Raw genomic sequence first — 20,701 nt, 5'->3', positions numbered from 1 at the left:
AAAACGTAATTTTTTAAATTAGATAAACAATGAAGACAATTACTATCGAGGGTCACTTGAGGACCGAAAACGGGAAAAAAGCCGCCCGTCAACTTCGCTCTCAGGAAATGGTGCCTGGTGTAATTTATGGAGGCTCTGCAGAAATTAATTTCTACGCTCCTGCCAAAGCATTTAAAACTTTGGTTTACACTCCCGATTTCCAGGTTGCTGAAGTAAACATTGATGGCAAGAGCTACAGAACTATTCTGAAAGATTTGCAGTTCGACAAAGTGAGCGATAAATTAGCTCACGTTGATCTGTTGGAACTGGTAGACGACAAAAAAGTTATTGCTACTATTCCTTTGAAATTTACAGGCGCAGCAAAGGGTGTGAAAGATGGTGGTAAATTAATTACCAAAATCAAATCACTTAAGATCAAAGCTTACCCTAAGTATTTGAAGGAAGCAATTGAAGTGGATCTTACTCCGCTTGAATTGAATGGTAACATTCGTGTAGAAGATGTGAAAGCAGATAACATGGAAGTGTTGAACTCTCCACGTATTCCTATCGCATCTATCGTATTAACACGTCAGTTGAAACAGGAAGAAGCAGCTACTCCTAAGAAATAAGAGTAAGGCTGTTCAAAATAGGATCCCCCTTTTACGAGGGGGATTTTTGTTTTTAGTGAACAAACTTTATTGATATTTGCGCACATGAAATGCCCATAAACTAAGTTGCTAATCGAAAATGATTTCGGGCATTCTATGTGGCCAAAATCAATAATAAATAATCACATGAAATTTTTGATCGTTGGTTTAGGAAATATTGGTGCCGAATATGCACATACCCGTCATAACATTGGATTTGACGTGGTAGAGGCTTTGGCTGCAAAGCATAGTGCAACGTTTAAAGTTGACCGGCTCGCAGCTGTTGCTGAAATAAAATTAAAAGGGAAGACCTTGGTATGTATCGAGCCATCTACCTATATGAATTTAAGTGGCAAGGCAGTTAAGTATTGGATGGATAAAGAAAAAATTGCCATTGAACATGTACTTGTTATCGTTGATGAACTGGCGTTGCCCTTAAGTAAGATCAGACTAAGACCGGGCGGAAGCGATGCCGGGCATAACGGGCTCAAGAGCATCCATGAAGTATTACAAACAACTGCTTATCCACGGCTTAGGTTCGGTATTGGAAACGACTATCCGAAAGGAAAGCAGGTTGATTTTGTGTTAGGTAAATGGAGTGATGCTGAACTGCCTGTTGTGAAAAAGAAGATCGAAGCAACCATTGAAGTGATTGAAAGCTTTGTACTTACTGGCATTGAACGCACCATGAACCACGCAAACAAAATTGAGGTAACACTTTAATTTTCAAGTTTCAAATACTATCTTCGTTAACATTTCTATTGATACTGTCCTGTATCGTTAAAATCCCCTGTCCTTTTAAAGACCTTTCATAAACCTGATTCTGAACCAAAACCATCGAACCGATGAAAATCTTTTGCGTAGGGCGTAACTACGTTGAACATGCCAAAGAACTGGGCAATGACGTGCCGGATGAGCCTGTGATCTTTCTCAAGCCGAAAAGTGCATTCCTTCAACCGCACATGCCTTTCTATTACCCCGAATTCACCAACGAACTTCATTACGAGGCCGAGCTGGTGTTACGTGTTTCAAAAAACGGGAAATACATACAAGAGCGTCATGCTTCGAAATATTACAATGCGTTTACCATCGGCATTGATTTTACAGCCCGTGATCTGCAACAGCAACTGAAAGAAAAAGGCCTGCCCTGGGAAATTTCCAAAGCATGGGATAATTCTGCAGCTGTTGGAAAGTTTATCGATATCAAGCCCGGTATGAACCTCGGCAACATCAATTTCTGTTTATACAAAAACAAGGAAATGGTGCAGCAGGCAAACAGCAGCCAGATGATCTTTACGTTTGACCAGATCGTTGCATATGTGTCACAATTCTTTTCACTTAATATTGGTGATTTGATCTTCACCGGAACACCGGTTGGTGTTGGTGAATGTGTGGTAGGTGATATACTCGAAGGTTTTATTGAAGACGACAGCTTGCTGGAGGTTGAAATTAAATAATCAACGTTTGAATAATAATTGAGCCATTCCTTATACGGAATGGCTTTTTTGTTACAGTTCCTTTATTTTGCAGCTCAATTGCTTGGCATGATGAATCTGGAAACTTTACGGAAGGCTTATAAACTCATGTGTTATGCTCAACACATGGCAGAAACTTATGAGAACAATCGTTCCATTTGTAAATATGTCCACTCTACATCACGTGGACATGAAGCTATTCAACTGGCTACCGCTTTTCAATTAACTGCTGCTGATTGGGTAAGCCCTTACTATCGGGATGAAAGCATCTTGCTTGGTCTTGGTTTTGAGCCGTATGAATTAATGCTGCAGTTGCTGGCAAAAGCCGATGATGAGTTTACCGGAGGAAGAGAATATTATTCGCATCCCAATTACAGGGGAACAGGTAAACCAAACATCATCCACCAAAGCAGTGCAACCGGTATGCAGGTAATTCCTACTACCGGTGTGGCACAGGGGCTGAAATATCTGCAGCAGATCAAATCAGATCAATTCAAAAAAACAATAGAAGGGCAATTGCCCGTTGTTGTTTGCTCGTTAGGCGATGCAAGTATTACAGAAGGAGAAGTGAGTGAAGCATTTCAATTTGCAGTGCTGAAAAAATTACCGGTCATTTATTTGGTGCAGGATAATAACTGGGGCATTAGTGTAAGTGCGGAAGAAGCAAGAGCGATGGATGCTTATGAATATGCTGGCGGGTTTCCGGGTATGCATCGTATACGTTGCGATGGTAGTGATTTCAATGAAGCATTTGAAACCATGCAGCATGTGGTGGATCATGTGCGCACTCATCAGCAACCTTATTTAGTGCAGGCTTATGTGCCGTTGCTCAATCATCATACAAGCGGTGTGCGCAAAGAATTTTACAGAAGCAAAGATGATCTTGATCAACATCATAAAGATGATCCGTTTCCAAAGCTGAAACAACTTTGTCTGCAATCGGGTATCACAGAGGATGAATTGCAACAACTTTTTGAAGAAGCAAAACAAACCGTTACTGCGGATTTTGAAAAAGCGGTAGCAGCCGCAGAACCTGATCCATCAACAGTGTCTGAACATGTATTTGTTCCAACACCTGTTACAGAAGAAACAGGAGAACGTTTACCTGTTGGTAAAGAAAAGATCATGATGGTGGATGCAGCGTTATTTGCTATTCGTGAATTGATGGAAGAATATCCTGAAGCATTGTTATACGGACAAGACGTAGGAAGAAGATTAGGTGGTGTATTTCGAGAAGCAGCAACACTTGCTGAACAGTTTGGTGATCATCGTGTGTTTAATACAGCAATACAGGAAGCATATATTATTGGATCAACAGTTGGGATGAGTGCTGTTGGTGCAAAACCAATTGTTGAAGTGCAGTTTGCTGATTATATCTACCCTGGATTGAATCAACTCGTAACTGAAATTTCGAAATCATCTTATCTCAGTTGCGGCAAATTTCCTGTACAGACATTGATACGTGTGCCCATTGGTGCATACGGCGGTGGTGGTCCCTATCACAGTGGAAGTATTGAATCGACATTACTCAGTATTAAAGGAATCAAAATAGTGTATCCTTCTACAGCTGCAGATATGAAAGGTTTGATGAAAGCGGCATTTCTCGATCCAAACCCGATAGTGATGCTAGAACACAAAGGTTTGTACTGGAGTAAAGTTCCGGGCACAGAAGAAGCAAAAACTGTTGAGCCATCAAGTGATTATATTATACCGCTCGGCAAAGGCAGAGTTGTTGTTGAAGCTGATGATGAGTTGATCGATGAAGGTGAAAGTTGTTGCATCATTACTTACGGCATGGGAGTTTATTGGGCGATGGCTGCTGCAAAGCAATTTGATGGTGCTGTAGAAATTATTGATCTGCGTACATTATATCCGCTTGATGAAGAATTGATCTTCTCAACCGTGAAAAAACATGGTAAATGTTTAGTACTTACTGAAGAACAACAAAATAATTCATTTGCTGAGGCATTAGCTTATCGCATAACCTATCATTGTTTTCAATGGATTGATGCACCTGTGGAAGTTTTGGGTGCTTTAAATCTCCCTGCAGTGCCCATGAATATGGGGCTGGAAGCTGCGATGTTGCCAAATGCTGAGAAAGTAAAAGAAAGGCTCTGGAAATTGTTTCGCTCCTGATTGTAAATTCTTTACATCTTCTTTAAAGGGTAATGCTGACATTCATATAACTGTGAATTGTGTAAGGATTAGTAATAATCTTATAATACTTGTTATACGGGATAAGCCCATCTTCGCTGATCAATCAGCTTCCTGCAAAATTGTATGATATCCCATTCATGTGTAATCAATAATTACATTTTTATAGAAGCTGCTCTCTCACTTTGTAAATAACAAAACAGTATATGAAATTTCAGTTAAGTGCGGTATTAATTGCAATGGTATTTGCTACAGCAGTACAGGCGCAACATGTAAACATTGGTATTAAGGCAGGATTAAATCTTTACAATATCAAATACAACAATGATGTAGAATATGATATGAAACCGGGACTGCATGCAGGATTACTTGGGCATATTCACATTACAAAAAACTTTGCGGTTCAACCTGAATTACTTTTCTCTTCGCAGGGAGCAAAATACAAGACAGGTGGAGAAACCACAAAGCTCAATCTTAATTACCTGAACGTTCCTATTCTGTTGCAGTATATGTTTGATAATGGATTCAGAATTGAAGCTGGTCCACAAGTTGGGTTTCTGCTAACAGCAAAAGTAGATGACGGTACAACAAAAACAGATGTTAAATCTGATCTGAAACCTCTGGATGTGGGTTTAGGTCTGGGAATTGGATACATTCATGTGCCATCAGGTTTTGGAGTTGATGCCAGGTACAATCTTGGCCTCAGTAATATTAATGATGAAGATAACAGCAGTGTAAAAGCAAACAACAGGGGATTCCAGGTTGGTGTATTTTACCAGTTTAAACATAAATAAGAGTTAGGGTTAATATATAAAAAAACACCGTCAATACTGGCGGTGTTTTTTTTATGCCCACAAATATGTTTTATAGCACAGTATCTTTCTTCTCTGCTTCACCATTTGAAAAGCTTCCGACAATTGCACGCATAATACTTGACACCGGACCTTCCATTTTATTTGTTCGGTCATCAAGTGTATTGTCATGAAGCAGTTCTCCCATTTGCAGTTCAGCCGGCAGGAAAGGAAGAATGTTGTTCCGTTGTGTATTCATGAATTTTTTTACCTGATGCATTGTTGCATCAGCAGGTAATTGTTCCTGTATAATGCTTACTGCTGCAGTAGCAATACTGTTCAGCTTGGTTATTACATTTTCTTTTGTATAGTTGGCATAATCGCTGATTCCTTTTATAACAGATTGTTGGTTGTCGGTAAAAATAAGATCAGCCCATGTTGTGGCAGAGGATGACGTTCGTATTTTTTCTGCACCAATATCTGTATGACTGTAATTATACAAAGCTGTTAGCACGGCAGTGAGTGCTGCCTGGCTAAACCTGTGTTCGTCCGGAGTTTCATCATTCTCTTTTACAACTTGCGTATTCGGATCAATTTTTTGAAGTGCCGGATAGCCAAGTTGTATTTGCAATGTTTCTAAAAGATTAATCGACATTGTTGTGTTTTTATGGTAACTGAAATACGTTTGTTTTGGAAGAAGATTTGTATTATCCTGTTCTGAGATTATATTCTGAACTTGTTTCTTTTTTATGCATGGGCGATTTATCGCTGTATAAAAAAAGAAACCCGGCTATAAGCAGGGTGGCAATAAAAGTGACGATAAGTATAAGTGAAATTCTGAGCGTGTTTTTCATTCGTTACAAACAGGATTTGTACAGTTAATAAATGCGATGGAACAGAAGCAAATTTGCTTCTGTTTATTAAACACTGATGCTGCCTACAGATCCCAGTACGCCAAAGGCCTTTAACAGCCAAATAACTACACCAATCACTACTACAATATTCAGGATGTTTTTGATCTTACGATCCATCGGAATATAAGCGTTGATCAGCCACAAAAGAACTCCAACAACGATCAGGACAATAACAATGGTTAACAACGACATAATATAAAGTTTAAATGATAAGTTTAAAGGTGGTTCATTTCAGGTTCAGTATCATTACATATCTGCATCAGAAACTTATACTATTCACACATTCTGGAGATACAGGCTTTTATTTTTGATATTTGAGACGATAGTTGTAAAAAATACGTCTATGTATAGAATCATTCAGGACGGGGTCGTAATAAGCGCTATCTTTAAAAGCATATACTATACCCCTTGATAACCGCCGGCCGGGAGTATTGATGAAGAGGCGATAACTAATTATGAGTGGGTACATGAAGATCTACATAAAAAATATGGTATGCATCCGTTGTAAAATGGTTGTAAAGGAAGAATTGGCTGCACTCGGAATTGAGCATACAATTATTGAACTGGGTGAAGTGAATATAGCTACACCTTTCACAGCCGAGTTACATGAACGATTAAAGGAGAGGCTTGCGAAATTCGGACTTGAGTTGATGGATGATAAAAAAAGTGTACTTATTCAGCGTATAAAAAATGTAATTGTGGAAATGGTTCATTACGCAGATGAACCATTGGTTGTTAATTTCTCCGTTTATTTAAGTGAAAAGCTAAACCATGATTACACATATATGGCCAATCTTTTCTCTGAAGTACAGGGAACAACAATCGAAAAATTCATCATAGCGCATAAAATAGAACGGGTAAAGGAATTGCTGGTATACAATGAGCTGAATCTTACTGAGATCGCTTACCTAATGCATTACAGCAGTGTTGCCCATCTTTCCGCCCAATTCAAAAAGGTAACAGGACTTACTCCTTCGTATTTTAAGCAAATGAAGGATAAGCGCAGGAATATGCTGGAAGACATGTGAATGTTGTAACTAATTCTCTGCCATTTGTAAAACTTCTGCCGGTATTTTCAGTGAACTTTATAACAAACGTATTTTGGATTTCAGGATAAGGCAGGGGTATTCAGCAACTGAATGATTGATACATCGATTTCTATCTGCCTGTCCGTAAAAAATCTAAACATCTCATTATGGGTAGTTACTATAGTCTTTTATTGGTCATACCTGCAGCAATTCTTTTTTTGCTTGCAAAGCGCTTTGTTGAAAAAAAGAAAGGCAATGCAGTTTCATTATTCAAGGCTGCACTAAAGGAAGAAAATACCGGACGCTATGAAGCTGCCATCATACAATATGAACTTGCCTTGCAGGAGGCAGAGAAAAAAGGCTTCGACAAATCGTTAAGACTGCTGATCAATGAAAAACTGAAAGTGCTGCACACGATCACAGAGTACGAGAGAGAAATGTATGTGCATCCACAGGTGTACAAGATAACACCGGGAGCAAAACTATAAAGCTGGTAACTGATGATGTGTGATTTAAATACAGACATTGCAGACATATTTAAGAACACCGCAGCTTGGCAAATAGGTTTAATTTTTTACAGATCGCCACACTTGTTTTATAACGGGACTTCTTTCTTGCTTGATCTTTCTTTTTACAGGTGTGAATCATATAAGAATAGTTTTTCTCTTTATAATGATCGTTCAGTTTTGTAGTTGGAACTTTACATTAACTGCTAATTGTAATAAATCACATTAAGGTATAACCAATCAAAAGAAAAACAGATGGATAATAGTCAGGAAAACAGCCAGGTTGATACGGGCGAACTTGAAAAATCAACTGCGCATATTATTGTAGAGATCATTGAGTACATACCCAATTCGGTTGTGATCAAGACAATATTAAGAAAGTCTACGGGTAATATCAGTGTAATGTCGTTCGATAGCGGCGAGGGTTTAACTGAAAAAACCTCGCCCTTTGATACCTTTGCACAGATCATAGAGGGCAAAGCTGAGATTGTAATAAATAGTGTTTCCAATTTGCTGCAATCGGGAGAGGGTATTATTATTCCTGCTCATTTGCCCAATTTTATTCGACCCAATGGACGATTTAAAATGATACTTACGATTATTAAAAGTGGATACGAATAAGTAAAGTTCTTTTTAAACAGAAAAATTAAGGTTAGCAAACAATAAGTTTCACTTAATAAGATGGTTGCTGGCATTAAACTTCCATAAGTAAATTCAATAAGAATCCCCTTTTATAAGGGGATTCTTATTGAATAACCTGTAATCATCAATCCAGGTTATCAATATTTTTGATATGTTTTTATAAATAGTTGGAAAATTGCTATTTTTTTATTTTTCGCTGAACTGTTTTTACAGTTTTGATCTCGCCCAACAGAAAACCAAATGGTTTTAATGATTCAATACGGTCGCACACAAGTTTTAGTATAGCAATTACAGGAATAGAAAGAAACATGCCTGAGATACCCCACAGCGCAGCGCCTGCAATAACACCTATTAATGATACCAGCGCATTCAGCTTTACTTTGGCGCCAATTATTCTTGGAACAATAAAGTTATTATCCACGAACTGAATGATGCTGTATAATACGGCCACATAAATTACATACACCGGTTCTTTTGTTACCAATGCAATGATCATGAATAAAATCAATGCAATTAAACCGCCGATATAGGGGATGATGTTAAGCAAAGCTCCTGCAATGCCCAACAGTAATGCATAGTTAATGCCTAATGCAAACAGGCCCATGATATTTAATGCAGCAACAATAAGAAACTCAAAGAAAAGTCCTACGAGGTAATGTTGAATGATGGTTTTTGTTTCGCCCAGCAGTTCAGTTGTTTGTTCCTGATTTGCGTTGCCTGTAGCTCGGCGAATGAATTGCAGTAAATGTGGCTGATAGAAGAGGATCATAAATGTGTACACAGGTATCAGAAAGATCATTGCTAATCCATTACCCATATTCGTAAGGGTAAAACCAATCGCTGCATTACTTCCGTCAAGTAGTTCCACTTTTGATTGCTCTATTCGGTTCGTGATCTTTTCTTTTTCAATATTGAATGTAGCAGATACCCAGTTAATGGCACTGTCAGAAAATTCATTGAACTTATCACTTAGTTGGGGAAGTGCATCGTTTAAATTTGTTAACTGTGTTGAAAGCAGTAACATGAGTGCAGCAAAAAGAAGTAATACAATAAACAGAATAATCGCAATGGCAACTGCACGGTTTATGCGCCGTTTTACAAGAAAACGAACAGCAGGGCTCAGCAATACTGCAATGATGCCTGCAAAGAGAATAGGAACAATGAGACTGCCTGCAATAGAAAGAATACTTACAAGCACATATACTCCTGTAAGTAAAACAAATGCTTTTACATAGAAAGGTAGTTTAAGAAACTGATTCATTATTCAGTTGGTGGTTAAGCAGGTCCGGCGCTTGTTTTTTCCTGAAGAGCTGCTTGCCAAACAACAACAACGTGTTGCCGATCAGTTTGATTGTTTCGGGGTTTCTTGATACAACATTACTGATACCAAACTGCAGCGCATTGCCCGCAATATTTCTTACAAGGCCTGCAGATTTCCCTGCAACAAGCATTTTAGCAGCATAACCTGCAGCCACACCTGCTGATGTGTTTACAAGATTATCTTTCAACTCACCGGATGTAGTGATCTCTGTAAAAATATTTTTCAGTACGTTCACCGGTTTCAGACTAAGTAATGCCTGGTTAAATTCTTCTACCAGCAGCACGCCATCCTTTTTGTGCTTCTGTTCAGCCAGTTCAATAGCATCTGCAAGATCTGCTTCAGTTAAAATGACGCTCATGATTTATCCTGGTTGAGTGTTTGCTTAATGATAAAACGACTTACCGGTTTGCGTAACCATTTGGCTGCTGTGAAATACAGGATTATTCCAATAAGTAAATAGAACCCTGCAACAGTCATAAAACCAAAATATGGTTTGCCGAGCAGATCGCCCAACCACATCGAAATACCGATGTTGAGTAGTAATATAAACAGAGAAAGCGTTAGCAATACAAACAGATTGCCGGTAAAAGCAGTTGCTGCAGGAATAAGTTTTTGCACAGCTTTGAGCCTTGCAAGTTCAAAACTTGTTTTACCATATTCCTCTACCTGGGTAAGCAATACTTTTACGATGCCTTCTGTTTGTTCCATTGTATGAAATTTCATATTTCAGGTAATGCACTTATGCACAACCATTAACGCTTTCCTGTTTATGCGTTTGTAATTACGAATTTTGCTTTGGCTGAAGAGTGGCGTGCAATTGTTCAGCTTTATGTTTTCCGTTTTCAGCTAAGCGGATTGCTTCATCTTTAGCCGATTCAAATTTTTCAGTAATACTGTCAATAAATTCGTTGGCTTTATCTCCAATTTCATCCGTAAAATCTTTACTTCTGCGGGCAATCGTTCTTCTTGTTACAGATCCTTTATCGGGAGCAAATAAAATACCTAATGCCGCACCTACTGCTACACCAGCCAAAACGGCCGATACAATTTTTCCTGCACTCATATGATTTTTGTTTTATTAGTGTGAATAAAGGTCGTTCAGTTTGCAGTGGGCTTTCTTACATCATTTATCCATTTTATTGTATCATTCACAGGTTGTAAGGCATAAGATGTCTTTTCTGTAATTGCATCCGAAGTATGTTTCGCTGTAATTTTTCAATGGTTAAGCGGGCCATCAGGTAACTTACAGTTGATTCAGCACCCTGGTTCAGGTTTACCGAATGTTCTTCCACACCATCATAACAACCGCCTGTACAAGGATTGTAAATGACCTGTTGTAAATGATTTGCTCCCAGGAACCAGTTAAAGGCAATGTCAATTTTATCTCTGTAACCTTGTTTCTTGAACACTTCATAGAACTTACTTAAAGCAAGAATCGTATAAGCAACATCAATGGGTTGTTCGCCACCGTTCTTCTGCAATAACACTTCTTTTCCTTTGTGCATCCATGTTTGATTAGATATGACTCTGATCTTTTCTTTACCAAACAGTTTGCCCAGTAAAAAATCAAAGGAGCGAACTGCTGTTTCTTTATATGCATCATTACCGGTTGCCATCCATGCGCAGAGCATTGCTTCAGGTAAAACACTATTGGCATACGTGAGATAACTTTCATACCAACACCATTCCTCTTCCTGCTCGTGCCTGTACATCTGCAACAACCTGCTCGCCATTTCGGTAATGAACAAACTGTTTTCGGGGAGTTTTATTTTTAAATGACGGTAATACAACCCTTTAATGATAAATGCCATTGCCCGGCTTGAATGTAAAGTGCGCAGATAGGGTATGGCTTTCTGAAAAATATGGTTTGCCATACTGGTAAGTTGTACCGGCAACAAAGGACGTAACGAAATTAAATAGCCCAATGCCCAGATCGATCTTCCATTGGCATCATCAAGATTTGTTTCGTAGTTCTGGGCAGTGAATTTTTTTTCTGTATTTACATAGTTGAGAAAACTTCCATCGTCTTGCTGACAAAAACCAATAAAGCGGAGATAGGTGGTTATGTATGGGATGTCAGCCTTATCTCTAGTCAACTCAAAATGCTGGCACATGGAAATTAATGCCCGTGCATTATCATCAACGGTATAACCTGATTCAAGATCCGGATGATTGATCTTTGAAAACTGGATCATACCAAAATCAGTCGTCATCTTTTTTACATGACCAAGATGAACAGGCGGCGCAACATAACAAAGCGGCACATGATCATCAACCAGTTTTTTAAACAGCAATGCATGTGCAATGGCTGCGTTTTCCCAGGCAGTAGAAGCCATACGGTGTAAGCCATTTGAGCCAATCGTATTCCGTAGTGTTTCATTATCCAGCAAACTGTTTGCTTCTTTGGCTAATTGATCCGGTTGTTCAAAATCGATAATGATACCTGCATCATGTTTTAATACTTCCCTCGCATGCGGAATAGGCGTTGAGATAACGGGGCAACCACAACTGATAGCGTAAGAAAACGTTCCGCTTACAGCCTGGTTACGGTCCTTTGATGTGAAAAGATAAATATCAGTGAGCTGCAGGTATTCAAGCAATATCGGCAAAGGAAGAAAGGAGTTGATAAACTGCACATGATCTTCCAGTTTTAATTCCTGTACCATTGATTGCAACAGTTGCCTGTAAGCTTCGCCATCCCTTTTTACAATGGATGGATGTGTTTTGCCAATAATCAGAAACAATACAGTTGGATGTTGTTGTACAATGTTTGGTAAGGCTCGCAATGTTGTTTCAATATTTTTTCCGGAACTCAATAAGCCAAAGGTGGAAAGAATGGTGCGGCCGGTTAAATGATATTTTTGTTTAAGTGTTGATTTATGTTCATGTGGCACAAGATGCGTGCCGTGTGGTATCACCGTAATTTTTTTCAACGAAAGATGATAATCACTCAACAGAATTTTTTTCGATGATTTGGTCATCACAATCACCGATGCTGCAAGCTCACTGATCCGTTGTACCTGCTGTAGCAGCTCTTTACCCGGCAAAGGCAATACAGTATGAAAAACAATGGCAAATGGTTTGTGAAGTGATTGTAAAAAACGAAGGAAGGCAGCTTCCTGCTGTTGGAAAAAACCAAATTCGTGTTGTATCAATATCATTTTTACAGCCGTATCTGCTTCAATGCTTTCACCCAATCGTAGAAAAGCATCAGCATCATCTGTATTCAAGATATATTTAACAGGTTCTGTATAAGCAGGTGTTTCGGTGTTTGATTCAAGTGCACAAATACTGAAGTTGAACGAGTCGTCAAATTTATTCACCAGTGCTTTAATAAGATCCTGTGAGTAAGTAGCAATGCCACATTCACGGGGTGGGTAGGAAGTGATGAGTAAAATTTCCGGCACCTGTTTAGTGCCACTCATAAATTGCAGATCATTTCCCCATGATGTTAATTGCTTAAACGAGGTTGGGGAGGGGATGTGAATGAGGTCCTTCATTTGTTGTTTCATCTTTCTTTCGGTTAAGTAATAACTCAGTGAGCAAAGCAGAAATACTTAAGCTGGCGCAGGCAATATGCTCATCAGCCGCACCATAATAAATATAGAGTGTGTCATTTTCAACAATAGCGCCGGTAGGGAAACAAACATTGTTCACTTCACCTTTCAGTTCCCATTCCAGTTCTGGTTTAAACAATGCGTAGGGAAGTCGTGCAATTTCAATAAAAGGATTATTGAGATCGAGCAAGGCAGCGCAGGCGCAATACACATAACCTTTCACTGTATCATGCACACCATGATAAATCAACAACCAGCCTTCTGCTGTTTCAATGGGCGGACATCCGCCACCGATATAGCTTACTTCATGTTTATGTTTTGGAGCCAGTATAATATTATCATCAAGATGCAGAAAATAGTTTTGCCAGAATTCAGGTGTAAGATCAGTAAGCTCATTAACAGCGGTTAATTGTATATCAGGTCGTATACGGTGCAGGAAATGCAACATGCCGTTGATGCGTCGTGGAAAGAAAATGACATTCTTATCCCACATCAGCATTTTATTATCCTGTTGTGCACGTAAACGGAAATCTTCGTTAAAGCGTAAATATTTTTTGTTGATCTTACCTTTTGATTCCGCCAGGTGCCGGAATGCATCATACGTAATTTGTGGGGTAATGATTCCTTTCTTTTCCCAGTTGATAAGATCGGTTGAAACAGCAAGGGCGCCTAAAGCATTAGACCCATCATAGGCTGTATAAGTGAGATAAAATAAGTCATCGATCTTAACGATACGGGGATCTTCCACGCCATGTACTTCATAATCGAATTGTGGGAAAAGTACCGGCGTATCAAACCGTTGTTCTATTTGTAAGGGGCCGCTGAGTTTGCAATAACCAATGCTTGAATAATTTCCTTTCGCCACTGCCCGGTAGAAAATATGAATGGAATTGTTGTAACTGATAACAGCGGGGTTCAATACACCTTCACATTCAAAACCCAGCTGTGTTTTTTGTAATAAGATGCCTTCTTTTTTTACTGCCAGCATAATTGTGTAAGATTGGCTGCAGGTTAAGCGATGCAACCAAATTCTCCTTCATGTAAAGTTGAAGAACGGGTAACAATGATTAGTTATATGCTTGCGCCAAATCATTATATGATTCACACATATACGGGTTATATTGAGTGAAGTGCACAAAAAAGCGGGAGAATTCTCCCGCTTTTTATTTTCAATTACCAGACCTGATTATTTATTATCAGTAAAAATATCGCCGATCGCTTTACCAAGTTCATCAACATCATGATTGAACTCTTCTTTAAATTTCTCCCAATCTGTTTTGTTTGTTTCGTAAGCAGTGATTTTCAAACGAAGATCTCTGTTACGTTGCTCAAGCGCTTCAATACGTTCAGCACGCATTTTATCGAATAATTTTCCGGGCTTCTTCATGTTAACCTTTATTTCCGCAATACGTTTTTCGTTCGCTTCAATTTTTGCTTCTGCATCTGCTTTGAAAGCAGCCCATTCTTCTGAAGTTGCCACTTTTATCGTTACAACGTCATTTTTTTCTTCGATAACAACTGTATCTTTCTTTGTGTCATTTTCTGTAGTACCATCTTCTGTGCTGTTGTTACAACTCGCCATTGATAAACCCGTAACTAAGGTTATAGCTGAAAATAAATAAACGAACTTTTTCATTATGATTGTTTTTTGATGAATAAACTGATTAATTCTCTTGAAGCTGTTAGAGGTAATTTCTGATTGATCCTGTAAATTGCTGTATGCAAAAGTGATTTTATTTTACTGCTTTCTCTTACATCATTTGATGATAGTATTGTAAGATTCACACATTAATACAGCAGCACTTACTTATCCTTTCTTTTTTTCTTCTGCTGCTTTCAGCTCGGCAGCTTTTTTATCAGCCGCTTTTTTTGCTGCTGCTTTTTTCTTTCTGTTGAAATATCCTTTCAGCAGAAAGTTTTCTTTTGCAGCTTCCATATTCTCTGTTAACCCCTGGCTGCTTGTTTTCATATTCTGCATGGTTTGGCTCAGGTTATTGGCAATTGTTGGATCCTGTATCAAGCGACCTAAAGTACCATTGCCGCTATTTACTTTAATCATTACTTCTGCAAGCTGTTCAGTAATAACTTCTGCATTGGCAGCGGTTATCTGTAAACTGGCCATGATCTCTGCTGTTTCTACCGGTTCTTCTGATTCAAGTAGCTGTCCTTCTTTTACAATCGGCGATTCACCACTTCCCTGCGAAATAATTACCAGCTTGTCTCCAATAATGCCATCGGAGGCAATGATGGCTTTACTATCCGCTTTAATAAATTTCTTTACGCTGTTTTTAATCACCATCGTAACCTTTACCGTTGAGTCGTTAATGATCACAATATCATCAACCGTGCCAATTGTAATGCCTGAGAAGCGGATATTGTTACCCACCTGCAAGCCACTTACATTATTAAAAGCAGCAGATATAGTAAAGACAGGCGTGAAAAGATTATTCTTTTTACCGATAATAAAAAGTACGGCTGCAAATAATACAAGGCCGCCTATGATAAAAAGCCCCAGCTTTATTTTATATGATTTTGATGTTGTGTCCATAGTTAATTATATTTCTCTTATTGAAAAGAAAATGATTGAATGTATTCATCCGTTGATTGTTTAAACTCTTCAGGCTTTCCTTCTTTGAAAACAGTACCATCTTTCAACATGATCATGCGATTGGCAGTATGTAAAGCGCATTTAATATCATGTGTGATGATGATAGAAGATGTTTTATATTTTTTCTGCACATCCATGATGAGGGCACTGATCTCATCAGATGTAACCGGATCAAGTCCGGTGGTTGGTTCATCATACAACATGATCAACGGATCAACCACAATCGTTCTTGCAAGACTGATGCGTTTGCGCATACCACCGGAAAGTGCTGATGGCATTTTATTCAGTGCATCTACCAGGTCCACATTCTCCAACACTTCCTGCACTTTTTCAGTGATCTCTTTTTCCGTTAAACCTTTTTTTATCCGACGTAAGGGAAATTCAATATTCTGTTTCACCGTCATTGAATCATACAACGCACCACTTTGAAAAAGAAAGCCAATCTTTTGCCGCAGTTGATTTAATTCTTTTCGTTGTAAGCCGGTAACATCCTGTTCAAGGATGGTAATGCTTCCGCTGTCAGGCGTCAGCAATCCCACCAGACATTTTATTAAGACCGATTTTCCGGAACCAGACTTGCCCATCACCACCAGGTTTTCACCCGAACCAAGTTGAAGTGTTATATCTTTTAATATCTCCTGGCTGCCGAATGATTTTTTCAACTGCCTGATATCAATAACCGGATTTTCAACTGTTGTTTTCGGTAGTGTATTTGTTATATCCTGTTCTGTTACGTTGCTCATGAGATAATAAGATCAGTTATTTGTACGGCAATCATATCTACAATAAACACCAGTAATGATGCCATTACTACAGCCGAGGTAGCTGCAACACCCACACTTTGTGTGCCGCTTCCGGCATTGTATCCTTTATAGCAACCAACCAATCCAATAACTGCACCAAAGAAAAAAGTTTTGATCACGGCAGGAAGTACATCGATCATATCAACCGGTGCAAATGCCTGCGAAAAAAATAAAACAAGTGAAACATCACCTTTAATATTAGCACCGGCCCAACTGCCTGCAATACCACATGCATCTGCATAAATTGTAAGCAAAGGAATCATGATGGTTGCTGCTAACACTCTTGTCACTAATAAGTATTTAACCGGGTTGATGGATGATACTTCCATCGCATCTATTTGCTCGGTTACTTTCATTGAACCAAGTTCAGCACCCATGCCCGAGCCAATTTTACCTGCGCAGATAAGTGCTGTAATAACCGGCCCCATTTCCCTGATGAGTGAAAGACTTACCATGCTGGGCAACATGGTAACCGCACCAAAATCGGCCAACACCGGTCTTGATTGTATCGTTAATACAAGACCCATAATGGCTCCAGTAATAGAGATCAGCGGTAATGATTTGTAACCTATCTGGAAACATTGCCGTAGAAATTCTCTGAATTCAAAACCACCGCTGAATGTTTCTTTGATGATGCGTCCTACAAATAAAAAAATATCGGCAATGTCTGTTAAGAAGTTACCCGCATCTTTTGTATTTGCAATCGCTTTTTCACTAACAAGAACGGTTTGTCTGCTGGCGATTGTTTTTAATTTGCCTGCAGCTTTTAGTATAGCCATATTAATTATTATTGATCATAAACACATCAGCAACAGGATTAATTTTTTCAGGAAACTGATTGGCAATACCATCGGCAAAAATTTCAGCCATCTGTAAAACGTCGGCATGGGCCTTGTCATAAGCAATAATATCGGCAGGGTAGTCTTTATTGATGCGGCATACAGCCTGTGTTGTTGTAAAGCGTAACTGATCTTTAATGATCAGTTGTATTTTATCAGTTGCCCAGTAGCTGTTGATATCGGCAAGAAATGAAGCAATAGCATCAGCATTTGCATACCAGCGGTTATTTGCTTCCTGCAGTTCGGTGTGTTTTTGTTCTTTGGCAAACTTCATTACTTCCACTGAAATGCTTACGTGTGCCTGCAACAGTTCAGTTAATTCATCGCCTGCTTCATTACCATAAAATGGCTTGATGGAATTACCTATTTCAATTTTATTTTGTTGCAAGCGTTCAATGGCAAGTGCTGTCCCCGGTAATTCGTCAACAATGCACAGCATCACATTCCTGTTCCAGGCAACATGTTGCTCCCACAAATCAAGCATTTGTGCGGTTAATGCAACATCACCCGTAAAAGATGCAGTGGAATTTGTAATTGTATTTTCTTTTGATTCAGGATTGCCTTTTACGGCTGAATAGCCAAAAAGAAAAATAACAAGTAATACCTGTAAAAAAGTAGAGATGCGATCCTTAGTAAAACGTTTCATGTAATAAATAATGTAAATGAGGGGGAAAGCAATGGCTTTCCCCTTTGCTGAAAATGCAAAGTGAATATTGTTGTTTACGATGTTATGGCAACAGCATACGTTTACCATTCCATGCAAACCAATGCAGCGGGACAGGTATAATTTTTATCGGTACGAAGTAGATCGGAGCGGTCTTTCTAAAGGAGGATAATGAGCAGAATAAGGATCAGAATAAGTGCACCAACGGATACGTAAACACCGCCGCTGATTACTTTCATTTCTTTTTTAAGTTCCTTTTTTTCCTGACGTAATGCTTTTTTCTCGTCACTGGTCAAAGTAGATCTGTCGATGGCTTTAACTTCAGCAAGGCGTTGCGTTAATTGTTTAACACGTGCTTCGGTTTCAACACGTACAGAAGAATCGGAAACAATGTTAGCAAAGGCCGGTGCTGCAAGAAAGAGCACAAACGCTACAAGAATGTATTTTACTGTTTTCATGATCCTTTAAATTTAAAAGTGAAACCTACAATCCATTGCTGACACAAATTATGCCAACCTGGTGCAGGCAGGTAAAGGTGCTTTAAATCTGATTATTGCCTCTTACAGGCTTCTAATCAAAACTTATATCATTCACACATTTAACGGGTAGGGTACAGGAAATTGTCCGTTTGTGCCTGTAACTCAGGACCTTCGTTTATCCCGGTGTAGCAAAAACTTAATACAGAATTCATAAAAACCTGCGGAAAAGTTCTCAACTTTAAGAAAACGATTTTTTATGAACTGGCCGGTTATCATAGGAGTTGGACTTTTATTGATTGCATTAGTTGTTTTCCTGATTCGTAGAAATATGAAAGATGAAGAAGAATTTGAGCATTTAGTAAATGAAGATTACCACAAATCAAAAGATGAAGAAGGTGATGCGGTAAGTGATGAAATAACGAAGTAGCGTTTACTGCTTGTGTTTTTCGTCAGTTAAGCTATGCATAAAGGCAATCAGTGCTTTCTTTTCTTCAGCAGTTAAGTTTAAAGAATCGGGAGGTAATGTTTGATTATCCACCGTAAAACCTAAACCTGCCCCACCGCCTTTGTTATAGAATTCAATTACTTCTTCCAGTGTTTTGTAAACGCCGTTGTGCATATAAGGTGCAGTTAGTGCAATGTTGCGCACAGTAGGTGTTTTAAATGAATGCAATAACTGCGGCATTTGGTGTTGTGCATAACGTCCGTGGTCATTATCAGGTTTTATGCCATCAGCAGCGGGAGTGCCCAGTACTTCGCTTTCTGTTTTGTTGAAAGATGGCGGAACTGTTCCATTAAACAACGGAAGAAAATGGCAAGTGCCGCATTTGGCTTTGCCAAGAAACAGGTTCATGCCGCTAACCTCTTCCTTTGTAAGCGACGAACGATATCCATTCATATACCTGTCGAATCGTGAGTTAAATACCGCCAGTGAACGGATATAACTTGCCAGTGCATTTTGTATCTGCCATATTTTGATAGAGTCGTTTGATTGAAACGTTTTGTTGAATAGGGTTTTATACGATACCTGCTGCTGTAATTTAACAGCAGCATCGTTTAGTGAACCATGCATTTCATCTTTGTTGGCAATTACATCGGCTGTTTGCGATTCAAGATCCGGACGACGCATATCCCAAAACTGACCATGTTGCAAAGAAGCATAATTTAGGGATGCAGCATTTCGTTTAATAAAACCTCCATTAAGCGATGTGCTTGTAACAAGACCATCAGTAAATGCCTTTTCAGGTGAGTGACAACTGCCACAACTGCGTTTGTTATTGATCGAAAGAACCGGATCATAAAACAGACGCTCGCCCAGTTTTACTTTGTCGTTGTTGCTTTTGTATTCAGGCGAAGGAATAAACGTATTTACATCAAAAGCGTTTGTCGCAAACAGGGTAGGGGCATCACTTCTGAAATGTCTTCCGTCGTTAATGAAAGGGATCTTTGCCTCTACCTGAAAATTGTATAAGGCGATACTAATGGGATTGAGGTGTTGTGTAATGAATACAGCACGATCAAATGTTTCAAAATTATTTTGTTCTTGACAAAAAGCAATTGCGTTTTTTAATTGTTGGCGTAGGGTAGTGGTTTCTTTATCGCTACTATGTGCAACTGATTGTTGGAACAGATGTAAATAATGATCGATTGATTGTAAACTCCACGCTGCTTCTTCAATGCCATTCAATGCTATCGGATTATCAAAACCTGTAATACCTAAACCAGTAATACGATGGACTTGCAACCGCAATGCATCGATTACCTGGGCTTCTGTAAAGTTGATGGCGCTGAAATGTTTTTTCATGCGCTCACAAGTACTTTGTAAAATTTTACATTGACGAATAAGTTCTGTACGGTTACTGGTATCAAATACCGGGTAGATCAATTCCTCCATCACCTGGAAACCTTCCGGTTCAAACGCAGTATTCTCTTCGATCTCAAGTTCATCCAGCGCCGGGCCGTTTACAAACCTTGCAGTAGTGGGCATAAAATATTCCACAGCCCATTCAATTTGTTTGTAGGAATATCTTGCTTTGGAAAACTGCACCTGTAGCACTGAACTGCTGTTGCTGTTTGCAGCAGATGTTTGCAAGCTGTCTTTAATGAACAATTGAAGCTGTTCAATTTCTTTTACAACATCAGCTTTTAAATCATGCAAAGATGAAGTGGGCTTGTTGCAGAATTGGAATAATGTAAACAGGCTGATAATAAGAAGTGTAAATGCTGCTGAATTCGTTTTCATGTCGTGAAGCCTTAGTCAAAATAAGAAAAGGAACTCCTGAATAAACAGAAGT

At 38.9% G+C, this 20,701-nt stretch carries 24 protein-coding genes; 9 read left to right on the top strand and 15 right to left on the bottom strand.

What is annotated here, in order from left to right; genetic code table 11:
* Positions 1-29: 29 nt before the first annotated feature.
* The 5 genes from H4075_RS14790 (at position 30) to H4075_RS14770 (ending at position 5,049) form a co-directional block, all read left to right on the top strand.
* Complete coding sequence (locus H4075_RS14790) at positions 30-608, top strand: 50S ribosomal protein L25 (protein ID WP_182801605.1); 579 nt, start codon at positions 30-32, stop codon at positions 606-608.
* A gap of 165 nt (positions 609-773) precedes the next feature.
* On the top strand, positions 774-1,349 hold the full coding sequence (gene pth / locus H4075_RS14785; protein WP_182801604.1) for an aminoacyl-tRNA hydrolase: 576 nt from the start codon (positions 774-776) through the stop codon (positions 1,347-1,349).
* Positions 1,350-1,471: 122 nt separating this feature from the next.
* The gene (locus tag H4075_RS14780; RefSeq protein WP_182801603.1) at positions 1,472-2,083 is read left to right on the top strand and encodes a fumarylacetoacetate hydrolase family protein; all 612 of its coding nucleotides are present in this window, start codon (positions 1,472-1,474) and stop codon (positions 2,081-2,083) included.
* 87 nt (positions 2,084-2,170) lie between these two features.
* Positions 2,171-4,237 (top strand): alpha-ketoacid dehydrogenase subunit alpha/beta, encoded by a 2,067-nt coding sequence (locus H4075_RS14775; RefSeq protein WP_182801602.1) that lies wholly within the window; start codon positions 2,171-2,173, stop codon positions 4,235-4,237.
* A 224-nt stretch (positions 4,238-4,461) separates the two neighbouring features.
* Positions 4,462-5,049 (top strand): porin family protein, encoded by a 588-nt coding sequence (locus H4075_RS14770; RefSeq protein ID WP_182801601.1) that lies wholly within the window; start codon positions 4,462-4,464, stop codon positions 5,047-5,049.
* Positions 5,050-5,119: 70 nt separating this feature from the next.
* On the opposite strand, the gene H4075_RS14765 is transcribed toward H4075_RS14770, so the two are convergent.
* The gene (locus H4075_RS14765; protein ID WP_182801600.1) at positions 5,120-5,701 is read right to left on the bottom strand and encodes a hypothetical protein; all 582 of its coding nucleotides are present in this window, start codon (positions 5,699-5,701) and stop codon (positions 5,120-5,122) included.
* Between the two features lie 265 nt (positions 5,702-5,966).
* On the bottom strand, positions 5,967-6,152 hold the full coding sequence (locus tag H4075_RS14760) for a Thivi_2564 family membrane protein (RefSeq protein ID WP_182801599.1): 186 nt from the start codon (positions 6,150-6,152) through the stop codon (positions 5,967-5,969).
* A 275-nt stretch (positions 6,153-6,427) separates the two neighbouring features.
* Here H4075_RS14760 and H4075_RS14755 point away from each other — a divergent pair, with 275 nt between their 5' ends.
* From H4075_RS14755 to H4075_RS14745, 3 genes are all read left to right on the top strand, one after another.
* Positions 6,428-6,988: a helix-turn-helix domain-containing protein gene (locus H4075_RS14755; protein WP_182801598.1), complete on the top strand. Its 561-nt coding sequence runs from the start codon at positions 6,428-6,430 to the stop codon at positions 6,986-6,988.
* A 167-nt stretch (positions 6,989-7,155) separates the two neighbouring features.
* On the top strand, positions 7,156-7,476 hold the full coding sequence (locus tag H4075_RS14750) for a hypothetical protein (protein WP_182801597.1): 321 nt from the start codon (positions 7,156-7,158) through the stop codon (positions 7,474-7,476).
* A 273-nt stretch (positions 7,477-7,749) separates the two neighbouring features.
* Complete coding sequence (locus H4075_RS14745; RefSeq protein WP_182801596.1) at positions 7,750-8,115, top strand: cupin domain-containing protein; 366 nt, start codon at positions 7,750-7,752, stop codon at positions 8,113-8,115.
* A 199-nt stretch (positions 8,116-8,314) separates the two neighbouring features.
* Here H4075_RS14745 and H4075_RS14740 read toward each other — a convergent pair whose 3' ends face one another.
* The 12 genes from H4075_RS14740 to H4075_RS14685 all read right to left on the bottom strand — a co-directional run bounded on the left by H4075_RS14740 (position 8,315) and on the right by H4075_RS14685 (position 18,386).
* A complete protein-coding gene (locus tag H4075_RS14740) occupies positions 8,315-9,397 on the bottom strand; it encodes an AI-2E family transporter (protein ID WP_182801595.1) in 1,083 nt (360 codons plus the stop codon).
* Positions 9,381-9,815 (bottom strand): hypothetical protein, encoded by a 435-nt coding sequence (locus H4075_RS14735; protein ID WP_182801594.1) that lies wholly within the window; start codon positions 9,813-9,815, stop codon positions 9,381-9,383. Before H4075_RS14735 ends, H4075_RS14740 begins: the two co-directional genes overlap by 17 nt.
* Positions 9,812-10,165: a phage holin family protein gene (locus H4075_RS14730; RefSeq protein WP_182801593.1), complete on the bottom strand. Its 354-nt coding sequence runs from the start codon at positions 10,163-10,165 to the stop codon at positions 9,812-9,814. Before H4075_RS14730 ends, H4075_RS14735 begins: the two co-directional genes overlap by 4 nt.
* A 73-nt stretch (positions 10,166-10,238) precedes the next feature.
* Positions 10,239-10,520, bottom strand: a complete 282-nt coding sequence (locus tag H4075_RS14725; RefSeq protein ID WP_182801592.1) for a YtxH domain-containing protein — start codon at positions 10,518-10,520, stop codon at positions 10,239-10,241.
* 85 nt (positions 10,521-10,605) lie between these two features.
* On the bottom strand, positions 10,606-12,969 hold the full coding sequence (locus tag H4075_RS14720; protein ID WP_220494768.1) for a glycosyltransferase: 2,364 nt from the start codon (positions 12,967-12,969) through the stop codon (positions 10,606-10,608).
* Positions 12,917-14,002, bottom strand: coding sequence for a glycoside hydrolase family 130 protein (locus H4075_RS14715; protein WP_182801591.1), 1,086 nt, complete (start codon positions 14,000-14,002; stop codon positions 12,917-12,919). The genes H4075_RS14720 and H4075_RS14715 overlap by 53 nt, the downstream gene beginning before the upstream one ends.
* 198 nt (positions 14,003-14,200) lie before the next feature.
* Entirely contained in the window at positions 14,201-14,650 is a 450-nt protein-coding gene (locus tag H4075_RS14710; protein ID WP_182801590.1) for a hypothetical protein, read from the bottom strand.
* Between the two features lie 171 nt (positions 14,651-14,821).
* Positions 14,822-15,562, bottom strand: coding sequence for an MlaD family protein (locus H4075_RS14705; protein WP_182801589.1), 741 nt, complete (start codon positions 15,560-15,562; stop codon positions 14,822-14,824).
* 17 nt (positions 15,563-15,579) lie between these two features.
* Positions 15,580-16,365 carry an ABC transporter ATP-binding protein gene (locus H4075_RS14700; RefSeq protein ID WP_182801588.1) on the bottom strand — a complete coding sequence of 262 codons (786 nt, stop codon included), beginning with the start codon at positions 16,363-16,365 and terminating at the stop codon, positions 15,580-15,582.
* Positions 16,362-17,204 carry an MlaE family ABC transporter permease gene (locus tag H4075_RS14695; protein ID WP_182801587.1) on the bottom strand — a complete coding sequence of 281 codons (843 nt, stop codon included), beginning with the start codon at positions 17,202-17,204 and terminating at the stop codon, positions 16,362-16,364. The genes H4075_RS14700 and H4075_RS14695 overlap by 4 nt, the downstream gene beginning before the upstream one ends.
* A gap of 1 nt (position 17,205) precedes the next feature.
* Positions 17,206-17,910, bottom strand: coding sequence for a hypothetical protein (locus H4075_RS14690; protein WP_182801586.1), 705 nt, complete (start codon positions 17,908-17,910; stop codon positions 17,206-17,208).
* 176 nt (positions 17,911-18,086) lie between these two features.
* Positions 18,087-18,386 carry a cytochrome c-type biogenesis protein gene (locus H4075_RS14685; protein ID WP_182801585.1) on the bottom strand — a complete coding sequence of 100 codons (300 nt, stop codon included), beginning with the start codon at positions 18,384-18,386 and terminating at the stop codon, positions 18,087-18,089.
* A 277-nt stretch (positions 18,387-18,663) separates the two neighbouring features.
* On the opposite strand from H4075_RS14685, the gene H4075_RS14680 reads away from it, so the two are divergent.
* Complete coding sequence (locus tag H4075_RS14680) at positions 18,664-18,834, top strand: LPXTG cell wall anchor domain-containing protein (RefSeq protein WP_182801584.1); 171 nt, start codon at positions 18,664-18,666, stop codon at positions 18,832-18,834.
* A 3-nt stretch (positions 18,835-18,837) separates the two neighbouring features.
* Here H4075_RS14680 and H4075_RS14675 read toward each other — a convergent pair whose 3' ends face one another.
* Positions 18,838-20,649, bottom strand: a complete 1,812-nt coding sequence (locus H4075_RS14675) for a cytochrome-c peroxidase (RefSeq protein ID WP_182801583.1) — start codon at positions 20,647-20,649, stop codon at positions 18,838-18,840.
* Positions 20,650-20,701: the final 52 nt, after the last annotated feature.

Source organism: Lacibacter sediminis (genome assembly GCF_014168535.1).
GTDB lineage: Bacteria > Bacteroidota > Bacteroidia > Chitinophagales > Chitinophagaceae > Lacibacter > Lacibacter sediminis.
The sequence above is the reverse complement of the archived record's forward strand: the minus strand, read 5'-3'. Positions and strand labels throughout refer to the sequence as shown.

Coding starts and splice junctions, on each gene's coding strand:
- H4075_RS14790 (WP_182801605.1), top strand. CDS start 30: ATGAAGACAATTACTATCGAGGGTCACTTGAGGACCGAAAACGGGAAA.
- pth (WP_182801604.1), top strand. CDS start 774: ATGAAATTTTTGATCGTTGGTTTAGGAAATATTGGTGCCGAATATGCA.
- H4075_RS14780 (WP_182801603.1), top strand. CDS start 1,472: ATGAAAATCTTTTGCGTAGGGCGTAACTACGTTGAACATGCCAAAGAA.
- H4075_RS14775 (WP_182801602.1), top strand. CDS start 2,171: ATGATGAATCTGGAAACTTTACGGAAGGCTTATAAACTCATGTGTTAT.
- H4075_RS14770 (WP_182801601.1), top strand. CDS start 4,462: ATGAAATTTCAGTTAAGTGCGGTATTAATTGCAATGGTATTTGCTACA.
- H4075_RS14765 (WP_182801600.1), bottom strand. CDS start 5,701: ATGTCGATTAATCTTTTAGAAACATTGCAAATACAACTTGGCTATCCG.
- H4075_RS14760 (WP_182801599.1), bottom strand. CDS start 6,152: ATGTCGTTGTTAACCATTGTTATTGTCCTGATCGTTGTTGGAGTTCTT.
- H4075_RS14755 (WP_182801598.1), top strand. CDS start 6,428: ATGAAGATCTACATAAAAAATATGGTATGCATCCGTTGTAAAATGGTT.
- H4075_RS14750 (WP_182801597.1), top strand. CDS start 7,156: ATGGGTAGTTACTATAGTCTTTTATTGGTCATACCTGCAGCAATTCTT.
- H4075_RS14745 (WP_182801596.1), top strand. CDS start 7,750: ATGGATAATAGTCAGGAAAACAGCCAGGTTGATACGGGCGAACTTGAA.
- H4075_RS14740 (WP_182801595.1), bottom strand. CDS start 9,397: ATGAATCAGTTTCTTAAACTACCTTTCTATGTAAAAGCATTTGTTTTA.
- H4075_RS14735 (WP_182801594.1), bottom strand. CDS start 9,815: ATGAGCGTCATTTTAACTGAAGCAGATCTTGCAGATGCTATTGAACTG.
- H4075_RS14730 (WP_182801593.1), bottom strand. CDS start 10,165: ATGGAACAAACAGAAGGCATCGTAAAAGTATTGCTTACCCAGGTAGAG.
- H4075_RS14725 (WP_182801592.1), bottom strand. CDS start 10,520: ATGAGTGCAGGAAAAATTGTATCGGCCGTTTTGGCTGGTGTAGCAGTA.
- H4075_RS14720 (WP_220494768.1), bottom strand. CDS start 12,969: ATGAAACAACAAATGAAGGACCTCATTCACATCCCCTCCCCAACCTCG.
- H4075_RS14715 (WP_182801591.1), bottom strand. CDS start 14,002: ATGCTGGCAGTAAAAAAAGAAGGCATCTTATTACAAAAAACACAGCTG.
- H4075_RS14710 (WP_182801590.1), bottom strand. CDS start 14,650: ATGAAAAAGTTCGTTTATTTATTTTCAGCTATAACCTTAGTTACGGGT.
- H4075_RS14705 (WP_182801589.1), bottom strand. CDS start 15,562: ATGGACACAACATCAAAATCATATAAAATAAAGCTGGGGCTTTTTATC.
- H4075_RS14700 (WP_182801588.1), bottom strand. CDS start 16,365: ATGAGCAACGTAACAGAACAGGATATAACAAATACACTACCGAAAACA.
- H4075_RS14695 (WP_182801587.1), bottom strand. CDS start 17,204: ATGGCTATACTAAAAGCTGCAGGCAAATTAAAAACAATCGCCAGCAGA.
- H4075_RS14690 (WP_182801586.1), bottom strand. CDS start 17,910: ATGAAACGTTTTACTAAGGATCGCATCTCTACTTTTTTACAGGTATTA.
- H4075_RS14685 (WP_182801585.1), bottom strand. CDS start 18,386: ATGAAAACAGTAAAATACATTCTTGTAGCGTTTGTGCTCTTTCTTGCA.
- H4075_RS14680 (WP_182801584.1), top strand. CDS start 18,664: ATGAACTGGCCGGTTATCATAGGAGTTGGACTTTTATTGATTGCATTA.
- H4075_RS14675 (WP_182801583.1), bottom strand. CDS start 20,649: ATGAAAACGAATTCAGCAGCATTTACACTTCTTATTATCAGCCTGTTT.